8 protein-coding genes are annotated in these 9230 nt (G+C 40.9%); all 8 read left to right on the plus strand.

Translation table 11 applies throughout. The annotated features are described in order from the left end of the window. Positions 1-156: 156 nt before the first annotated feature. The 8 genes from ftsA (at position 157) to ileS (ending at position 9014) form a co-directional block, all read left to right on the plus strand. On the plus strand, positions 157-1530 hold the full coding sequence (gene ftsA / locus WKI42_RS03010; RefSeq protein ID WP_000090401.1) for a cell division protein FtsA: 1374 nt from the start codon (positions 157-159) through the stop codon (positions 1528-1530). Between the two features lie 16 nt (positions 1531-1546). Then, positions 1547-2806 (plus strand): cell division protein FtsZ, encoded by a 1260-nt coding sequence (gene ftsZ, locus WKI42_RS03015; protein WP_000144272.1) that lies wholly within the window; start codon positions 1547-1549, stop codon positions 2804-2806. Positions 2807-2810: 4 nt separating this feature from the next. After that, the gene (locus tag WKI42_RS03020; RefSeq protein ID WP_368081149.1) at positions 2811-3482 is read left to right on the plus strand and encodes a YggS family pyridoxal phosphate-dependent enzyme; all 672 of its coding nucleotides are present in this window, start codon (positions 2811-2813) and stop codon (positions 3480-3482) included. Between the two features lie 9 nt (positions 3483-3491). Continuing rightward, entirely contained in the window at positions 3492-4031 is a 540-nt protein-coding gene (locus tag WKI42_RS03025) for a cell division protein SepF (protein ID WP_368081150.1), read from the plus strand. Continuing rightward, a complete protein-coding gene (locus tag WKI42_RS03030; protein WP_000576512.1) occupies positions 4031-4294 on the plus strand; it encodes a YggT family protein in 264 nt (87 codons plus the stop codon). The genes WKI42_RS03025 and WKI42_RS03030 overlap by 1 nt, the downstream gene beginning before the upstream one ends. After that, positions 4291-5076 (plus strand): RNA-binding protein, encoded by a 786-nt coding sequence (locus tag WKI42_RS03035; RefSeq protein WP_050203631.1) that lies wholly within the window; start codon positions 4291-4293, stop codon positions 5074-5076. Before WKI42_RS03030 ends, WKI42_RS03035 begins: the two co-directional genes overlap by 4 nt. Positions 5077-5084: 8 nt before the next feature. Further along, positions 5085-5969, plus strand: a complete 885-nt coding sequence (locus WKI42_RS03040) for a DivIVA domain-containing protein (RefSeq protein ID WP_368081151.1) — start codon at positions 5085-5087, stop codon at positions 5967-5969. 252 nt (positions 5970-6221) lie between these two features. Then, entirely contained in the window at positions 6222-9014 is a 2793-nt protein-coding gene (gene ileS / locus WKI42_RS03045) for an isoleucine--tRNA ligase (protein ID WP_368081152.1), read from the plus strand. The last annotated feature ends 216 nt before the right edge of the window (positions 9015-9230 follow it).

Consider the following 9230-nt stretch of genomic DNA (forward strand, 5'->3'; position numbering starts at 1 on the left):
TTGTAAAGGAAAAGTGAAAAATTGGCTAGTAAATTTAGGAAAAACTAAGCACAATCAGATTTTTTGTGTTATAATATTCTGTGAATAGCTATGCCCATGTTTAGCTATGGAATATTACGAAGTGAGAAACTTGGAAGATAGAGAGGATGCGATGTAATGGCTAGAGAAGGCTTTTTTACAGGTCTAGATATTGGAACAAGCTCTGTCAAGGTGCTTGTAGCCGAGCAGAGAAATGGTGAATTAAATGTAATTGGCGTGAGTAATGCCAAAAGTAAAGGTGTAAAGGATGGAATTATTGTTGATATTGATGCAGCAGCAACTGCTATCAAATCAGCCATTTCCCAAGCAGAAGAAAAGGCAGGCATTTCGATTAAATCAGTGAATGTCGGCTTACCTGGTAATCTTCTGCAGGTAGAACCAACTCAAGGGATGATTCCAGTAACATCTGATACCAAGGAAATTACGGATCAAGATGTTGAAAATGTTGTCAAATCAGCTTTGACAAAGAGTATGACACCTGACCGTGAAGTCATTACCTTTATTCCTGAAGAATTTATTGTGGATGGTTTCCAAGGAATTCGTGACCCACGTGGCATGATGGGGGTTCGCCTTGAAATGCGTGGCTTGCTTTATACAGGACCTCGTACTATCTTGCACAATTTGCGTAAGACGGTTGAGCGTGCAGGTGTTCAGGTTGAAAATGTTATCATTTCGCCACTAGCAATGGTTCAATCAGTTTTGAACGAAGGTGAACGTGAATTTGGTGCGACAGTGATTGATATGGGGGCAGGGCAAACGACTGTCGCTACAATCCGTAACCAAGAACTCCAGTTCACCAATATTCTTCAAGAAGGCGGAGATTATGTAACTAAGGATATCTCTAAAGTCTTGAAAACTTCTCAGAAGTTGGCTGAAGGTTTGAAATTGAACTATGGAGAGGCTTATCCTCCTCTTGCAAGTAAAGAAACCTTCCAAGTAGAGGTTATTGGGGAAGTAGAACCTGTTGAAGTGACAGAAGATTACTTGTCAGAGATTATTTCCGCACGAATCAAGCATATCTTTGAACAAATCAAACAAGACCTAGAAAGAAGACATTTATTGGATCTTCCTGGTGGAATTGTTTTGATCGGTGGGAATGCTATTTTACCAGGTATGGTAGAATTGGCTCAAGAAGTCTTTGGTGTCCGTGTGAAACTCTATGTTCCAAACCAAGTTGGTATTCGCAATCCAGCCTTTGCGCATGTGATTAGTCTATCAGAATTCGCTGGACAATTGACAGAAGTCAATCTTTTGGCTCAAAGAGCAGTCAAGGGTGAGGTTGCTCTGACTCATCAACCAATTAGTTTTGGAGGAATGATTCAGAAAACAGCTCAGTTTGTACAATCAACGCCTGTTCAACCAGCCCCTGCTCCAGAAGTAGAGCCTGTGGCGCCTACAGAACCAATGGCGGATTTCCAACAAGCTTCACAAAATAAACCGAAATTAGCAGATCGTTTCCGTGGCTTGATCGGAAGCATGTTTGACGAATAAAGAGGAAAAATAAATTATGACATTTTCATTTGATACAGCTGCTGCTCAAGGTGCAGTGATTAAAGTAATTGGTGTCGGTGGAGGCGGTGGCAATGCCATCAACCGTATGGTCGACGAAGGTGTTACAGGCGTAGAATTTATCGCAGCAAACACAGATGTACAAGCATTGAGCAGTACAAAAGCTGAGACTGTTATTCAGTTGGGTCCTAAATTGACTCGCGGTTTGGGTGCAGGAGGTCAACCTGAGGTTGGTCGTAAAGCTGCTGAAGAAAGTGAAGAGACACTGACTGAAGCTATTAGTGGTGCAGATATGGTCTTCATCACTGCTGGTATGGGAGGAGGATCTGGAACTGGAGCTGCTCCTGTTATTGCTCGTATCGCCAAAGATTTGGGCGCCCTTACAGTTGGTGTTGTAACACGTCCGTTTGGTTTTGAAGGAAGCAAGCGTGGACAATTTGCTGTAGAAGGAATCAATCAGCTTCGTGAGCATGTAGATACTCTATTGATCATCTCAAACAACAACTTGCTTGAAATTGTTGATAAGAAAACTCCACTTCTTGAAGCACTTAGCGAAGCGGATAACGTACTTCGTCAAGGTGTTCAAGGAATTACCGATTTGATTACAAATCCTGGTTTGATTAACCTTGACTTTGCCGATGTGAAAACAGTTATGGCAAATAAAGGGAACGCTCTTATGGGTATTGGTATCGGTAGTGGAGAAGAACGTGTGGTAGAAGCAGCTCGTAAGGCAATTTACTCACCACTTCTTGAAACAACTATTGACGGTGCTGAGGATGTTATCGTCAACGTTACTGGTGGTCTTGATTTAACCTTGATTGAAGCTGAAGAGGCTTCACAAATTGTGAACCAGGCAGCAGGTCAAGGAGTGAACATCTGGCTCGGTACTTCAATTGATGAAAGTATGCGTGATGAAATTCGCGTAACAGTTGTTGCAACTGGTGTTCGTCAAGATCGTGTTGAAAAGGTTGTGGCTCCACAAGCTAGACCTACTACTAACTACCGTGAGACAGTGAAACCAGCTCATTCACATGGCTTTGATCGTCATTTTGATATGGCAGAAACAGCTGAATTGCCAAAACAAAATCCACGTCGTTTGGAACCAACTCAGGCATCTGCTTTTGGTGATTGGGATCTTCGCCGTGAATCGATTGTTCGTACAACAGATTCAGTCGTTTCTCCAGTTGAACGCTTTGAAGCCCCAACATCACAAGATGAAGATGAATTGGATACACCTCCATTTTTCAAAAATCGTTAAGTAAATGAATGTAAAAGAAAATACAGAACTTGTTTTTCGAGAAGTCGCAGAGGCGAGTCTGAGTGCTCATCGAGAGAGTGACTCGGTCTCTGTCATTGCAGTTACCAAGTATGTAGATGTACCGACAGCGGAAGCCTTGCTTCCGCTAGGTGTTCATCATATTGGTGAAAATCGTGTCGATAAGTTTCTGGAGAAATATCAAGCTTTAAAAGATCGAGATGTTACTTGGCATTTGATTGGTACCTTGCAAAGACGTAAGGCGAAAGATGTCATTCAATACGTTGATTATTTCCATGCCTTGGATTCAGTTAAGCTAGCAGAGGAAATTCAAAAAAGAAGTGACCGAGTCATCAAGTGTTTCATTCAGGTAAATATTTCTAAAGAAGAAAGCAAACACGGTTTTTCGAGAGAGGAACTGCTGGAAATCTTGCCAGAGTTAGCCAGACTAGATAAGATTGAATATGTTGGTTTAATGACGATGGCACCTTTTGAGGCTAGCAGTGAGCAGTTGAAAGAAATTTTCAAGGCGACCCAAGATTTACAAAGAGAAATCCAAGAAAAACAAATTCCCAATATGCCTATGACCGAGTTAAGTATGGGAATGAGTCGTGATTATAAAGAAGCGATTCAATTCGGTTCCACCTTTGTTCGTATAGGTACAGCATTTTTTAAGTAGGAGAGAACCATGTCTTTAAAAGATAGATTCGATAGATTTATAGATTATTTTACGGAGGATGAGGATTCAACGATTCCTTATGAAAAAGGAAATGAACCCGTGTTTACTCCAGTAAATTCTTCACAGGAACCGGCTCTCCCAATGAATCAGCCTTCACAGTCTGCTGCTGCAAAAGATAGCAATATCACCAGACTGCATGCAAGACAACAGGAATTGGCAAATCAGAGCCAGCGTTCAACTGATAAGGTAATTATAGATGTTCGTTATCCTAGAAAATATGAAGATGCAACAGAAATTGTTGATTTATTGGCAGGAAACGAAAGTATTTTAATTGATTTTCAGTATATGACAGAGGTACAGGCCCGTCGTTGTTTGGACTATTTGGATGGAGCTTGTCATGTTTTAGCTGGTAATCTGAAAAAGGTAGCATCTACTATGTATCTGTTAACACCAGTGAATGTTATTGTGAATGTAGAAGATATTCGTTTACCAGATGAAGAACAAAATGGTGAGTTTGGCTTTGATATGAAGCGAAATAGAGTACGATAATGATTTTTTTAATTCGTATGATTTATAATGCAGTGGATATTTACTCCCTGATTTTGGTGGCCTTTGCTGTCATGTCTTGGTTTCCAGGCGCCTACGAATCCAGTTTAGGTCGTTGGATTGTAGCATTGGTAAAACCAGTGCTTGCTCCCTTGCAACGCCTGCCTTTACAGATAGCGGGTCTTGATTTATCTGTTTGGGTTGCGATTGTTTTGATTCGATTTTTAGGAGAAAACCTAGTTCGTTTTCTGGCGATGATAGGATGAATAAAGGGATTTACCAGCATTTCTCCATAGAAGATCGTCCGTTTCTTGATAAGGGAATGGAATGGATAAAGAAGGTAGAAGATAGCTATGCTCCTTTTTTAACTCCTTTTATCAATCCTCATCAGGAGAAGCTATTAAAAATTTTAGCCAAAACCTATGGTCTTGCTTGTAGCAGTAGTGGGGAATTCGTCTCGAGTGAGTATGTTCGAGTTTTATTATACCCAGATTATTTCCAACCAGAGTTTTCAGATTTTGAAATATCTCTCCAGGAAATTGTGTATTCCAATAAATTTGAACACTTAACGCATGCTAAGATTTTAGGGACAGTCATCAATCAATTAGGGATTGAACGGAAACTTTTTGGAGATATCCTAGTAGATGAAGAACGGGCGCAGATTATGATTAATCAGCAGTTTCTTCTTCTCTTTCAAGATGGATTAAAGAAAATTGGCCGTATACCCGTTTCGCTGGAGGAACGTCCTTTCACCGAGAAGATAGATAAGCTAGAACAGTATAGAGAGCTGGATTTATGTGTGTCTAGTTTTAGATTAGATGTTCTTTTATCAAATGTTTTGAAACTATCTAGGAATCAAGCAAACCAGTTGATTGAAAAGAAACTTGTCCAAGTAAACTACCATGTGGTAGACAAATCAGATTATACTGTTCAAGTTGGAGACTTGATTAGTGTGAGAAAATTTGGGCGCTTGAGATTGCTTCAAGATAAGGGACAAACAAAAAAAGAGAAGAAAAAAATAACCGTCCAGTTATTATTAAGTAAGTGAGGAATAGAATGCCAATTACATCATTAGAAATAAAGGACAAGACCTTTGGAACTCGATTCAGAGGTTTTGATCCAGAAGAAGTCGATGAATTTTTAGATATCGTAGTTCGTGATTACGAAGATCTTGTTCGTGCAAATCATGATAAAGATTTGCGTATTAAGAGCTTGGAAGAACGTTTGTCTTACTTTGATGAGATGAAAGATTCATTGAGCCAGTCTGTATTGATTGCCCAAGATACGGCTGAGCGAGTGAAACAAGCGGCGCATGAACGTTCAAACAATATCATTCATCAAGCAGAGCAAGATGCTCAACGCTTGTTGGAAGAAGCTAAATATAAGGCAAACGAGATTCTTCGTCAAGCAACTGATAATGCTAAGAAAGTCGCTGTTGAAACAGAAGAATTGAAGAACAAGAGCCGTGTCTTCCACCAACGTCTTAAATCTACAATTGAGAGTCAGTTGGCTATTGTTGAATCTTCAGATTGGGAAGATATTCTCCGTCCAACAGCTACTTATCTTCAAACCAGTGATGAAGCCTTTAAAGAAGTGGTTAGCGAGGTCTTGGGTGAGTCTGTCTTACAGCAACATCCAGAGGAAGAACCCATTGATATGACACGTCAATTTTCTCCAGAAGAAATGACAGAGTTACAGGCTCGTATTGAGGCAGCCAATAAGGAATTGGCTGAATTTGAAGCTCAGGCTAAACAGGAAGTGGAAGCTCCAACTCCTGTAGTGAGCCCTCAAGTTGAAGAAGAGCCTGCTCATCCAGTTGGTCCAATGTACGAAGAACCAGAAGTAGCTCCAGTGCATCCGTCAGGTCCATCACCAGCTACAGAAACTGTTGATTCAGCACCGGGATTTGAAGCACCGCAAGAATCCGTTACAATTTTATAAGAAACGATGTGAGAACAATATCTTATCCTTATATTTCCAGCGAGCAGGAGATGGTGTGAGTCCTGCATTCCCTAACGATAAGATTATCCTCTCAAAAACTCAAATCTGAAGCTAGTAAGATTTGACGTTCCCCACGTTACGGGATAAGAGGGAGAAAGATTAGGTCTTTTTCCGAATAAAGGTGGTACCACGATTTTCGTCCTTTTTGGAAGTCGTGGTTTTTAATTTGTTATTATTTATAAAGGAGATACCATGAAACTCAAAGATACCCTTAATCTTGGGAAAACAGCTTTCCCAATGCGTGCAGGCCTTCCTACCAAAGAGCCAGTTTGGCAAAAGGAATGGGAAGATGCAAAACTTTATCAACGTCGTCAAGAATTGAACCAAGGAAAACCTCATTTCACCTTGCATGATGGCCCTCCATACGCTAATGGAAATATCCATGTTGGACACGCTATGAACAAGATTTCAAAAGATATCATTGTTCGTTCAAAATCTATGTCAGGTTTTTATGCACCATTTATCCCAGGTTGGGATACACATGGTCTGCCAATCGAGCAAGTTTTGGCAAAACAAGGTGTCAAACGTAAAGAAATGGACTTGGTTGAGTACTTGAAACTTTGCCGTGAATACGCTCTTTCTCAAGTAGATAAACAACGCGAAGACTTCAAACGTTTGGGTGTTTCTGGTGACTGGGAAAATCCATATGTGACCTTGACTCCTGACTATGAAGCTGCTCAAATCCGTGTCTTCGGTGAGATGGCTAATAAAGGTTATATTTACCGTGGTGCTAAGCCAGTTTACTGGTCTTGGTCATCAGAGTCTGCCCTTGCTGAAGCAGAGATTGAATACCATGACTTGCTTTCAACTTCCCTTTACTATGCCAATAAGGTAAAAGATGGCAAAGGTGTTCTAGATACAGATACTTATATCGTTGTCTGGACAACGACTCCATTTACTATCACAGCTTCGCGTGGTTTGACTGTTGGAGCAGATATTGATTACGTTTTGGTTCAACCTGCTGGTGAAGCTCGTAAGTTTGTGGTTGCTGCAGAATTATTGACTAGCTTGTCTGAGAAATTTGGTTGGGCTGATGTTCAAGTTTTGGCAACTTACCGTGGTCAAGAATTGAACCATATTGTAACAGAACACCCATGGGATACGGCTGTAGATGAATTGGTAATCCTTGGAGACCACGTTACGACTGACTCTGGTACAGGTATTGTCCATACAGCCCCTGGTTTTGGTGAGGACGACTACAATGTAGGTATTGCTAATGGTCTTGAAGTTGCAGTCACTGTTGACGAGCGCGGTATCATGATGGCTAATGCTGGTGCTGAGTTTGAAGGTCAATTCTATGACAAAGTGGTTCCAACTGTTATCGAGAAACTTGGCAACCTCCTTCTTGCACAAGAAGAAATCTCTCACTCATACCCATTTGACTGGCGTACGAAAAAACCAATCATCTGGCGTGCAGTTCCACAATGGTTTGCCTCAGTTTCAAAATTCCGCCAAGAAATCTTGGATGAAATTGAAAAAGTGAAGTTCCACTCAGAATGGGGTAAGGTCCGTCTTTACAACATGATTCGTGACCGTGGCGACTGGGTTATCTCTCGTCAACGTGCTTGGGGTGTTCCACTTCCTATCTTCTATGCTGAAGACGGTACAGCTATCATGACAGCTGAAACGATTGAACACGTAGCTCAACTTTTTGAAGAACACGGTTCAAGCATTTGGTGGGAACGTGATGCCAAGGACCTCTTGCCAGAAGGATTTACGCATCCAGGTTCACCAAACGGCGAGTTCAAGAAAGAAACAGACATCATGGACGTTTGGTTTGACTCAGGTTCTTCATGGAATGGAGTGGTAGTAAACCGTCCTGAGTTGACTTACCCAGCAGATCTTTACCTTGAAGGTTCTGACCAATACCGTGGTTGGTTCAACTCATCACTTATCACATCTGTTGCCAACCATGGCGTAGCACCTTACAAACAAATCTTGTCACAAGGTTTTGCCCTTGACGGTAAAGGTGAGAAGATGTCTAAATCCCTTGGAAATACCATTGCTCCAAGCGATGTTGAAAAACAATTTGGTGCGGAAATCTTACGTCTCTGGGTAACAAGTGTTGACTCAAGCAATGACGTACGTATCTCTATGGATATCTTGAGCCAAGTTTCTGAAACTTACCGTAAGATTCGTAACACTCTTCGTTTCTTGATTGCTAACACATCTGATTTTAACCCAGCTCAAGATGCAGTCGCTTACGATGAGCTTCGTTCAGTTGATAAGTACATGACGATTCGCTTTAACCAGCTTGTCAAGACTATTCGTGATGCTTATGCTGACTTTGAATTCTTGACAATCTACAAGGCCTTGGTGAACTTTATCAACGTTGATTTGTCAGCCTTTTACCTTGATTTTGCTAAAGATGTTGTTTATATCGAAGGTGCCAAATCATTGGAACGCCGTCAAATGCAGACTGTCTTCTATGACATTCTTGTCAAAATCACCAAACTCTTGACACCAATCCTTCCTCACACTGCGGAAGAAATCTGGTCATATCTTGAGTTTGAAGCAGAAGATTTTGTTCAATTGTCAGAATTACCAGAAGCAGAAACATTTGCTAACCAAGAAGAAATCTTGGATACCTGGGCAGCCTTCATGGATTTCCGTGGACAAGCTCAAAAAGCCTTGGAAGAAGCGCGTAATGCCAAAGTAATCGGTAAATCACTTGAAGCACACTTAACAGTTTATCCAAACGAAGTTGTGAAAACTTTACTCGAAGCAGTAAACAGCAATGTAGCACAACTTTTGATTGTGTCAGAATTGACCATGGCAGAAGGACAAGCTCCAGAAACTGCCGTTAGCTTTGAAGATGTAGCCTTCACAGTTGAACGCGCTACAGGTGAAGTCTGTGACCGTTGCCGTCGTATCGACCCAACAACAGCAGAACGTAGCTACCAGGCAGTCATCTGTGACCACTGTGCAAGCATCGTAGAAGAAAACTTTGCGGATGCAGTCGCAGAAGGATTTGAAGAGAAATAAGGTTGAAAAATTTCTATGCGTCTAGTATATAAAAATCAGTTATTCCAAGTTTATAATCTCTCTTGTGAGATGCTAAAGTTTGATGAGAATTGGTTTTGCTAATACTAGGAGAAAGTAAGTATGCTAAAATCGCAAGATTGTTTTTCTTGCGATTTCTTAAACTAGTGAGGAAAAATAAACATTATGAGACAAACAAATGTTAGAGGAACATTATCT

Origin of the sequence: Streptococcus pseudopneumoniae, assembly GCF_038148935.1 — a bacterium.
Lineage (GTDB): Bacteria > Bacillota > Bacilli > Lactobacillales > Streptococcaceae > Streptococcus > Streptococcus pseudopneumoniae_U.

Excerpts from the sequence above, each read along its gene's own strand:
- ftsZ (WP_000144272.1), top strand. The coding sequence starts at position 1,547 with ATGACATTTTCATTTGATACAGCTGCTGCTCAAGGTGCAGTGATTAAA.
- ftsA (WP_000090401.1), top strand. The coding sequence starts at position 157 with ATGGCTAGAGAAGGCTTTTTTACAGGTCTAGATATTGGAACAAGCTCT.
- WKI42_RS03030 (WP_000576512.1), top strand. The coding sequence starts at position 4,031 with ATGATTTTTTTAATTCGTATGATTTATAATGCAGTGGATATTTACTCC.
- ileS (WP_368081152.1), top strand. The coding sequence starts at position 6,222 with ATGAAACTCAAAGATACCCTTAATCTTGGGAAAACAGCTTTCCCAATG.
- WKI42_RS03040 (WP_368081151.1), top strand. The coding sequence starts at position 5,085 with ATGCCAATTACATCATTAGAAATAAAGGACAAGACCTTTGGAACTCGA.
- WKI42_RS03025 (WP_368081150.1), top strand. The coding sequence starts at position 3,492 with ATGTCTTTAAAAGATAGATTCGATAGATTTATAGATTATTTTACGGAG.
- WKI42_RS03020 (WP_368081149.1), top strand. The coding sequence starts at position 2,811 with ATGAATGTAAAAGAAAATACAGAACTTGTTTTTCGAGAAGTCGCAGAG.
- WKI42_RS03035 (WP_050203631.1), top strand. The coding sequence starts at position 4,291 with ATGAATAAAGGGATTTACCAGCATTTCTCCATAGAAGATCGTCCGTTT.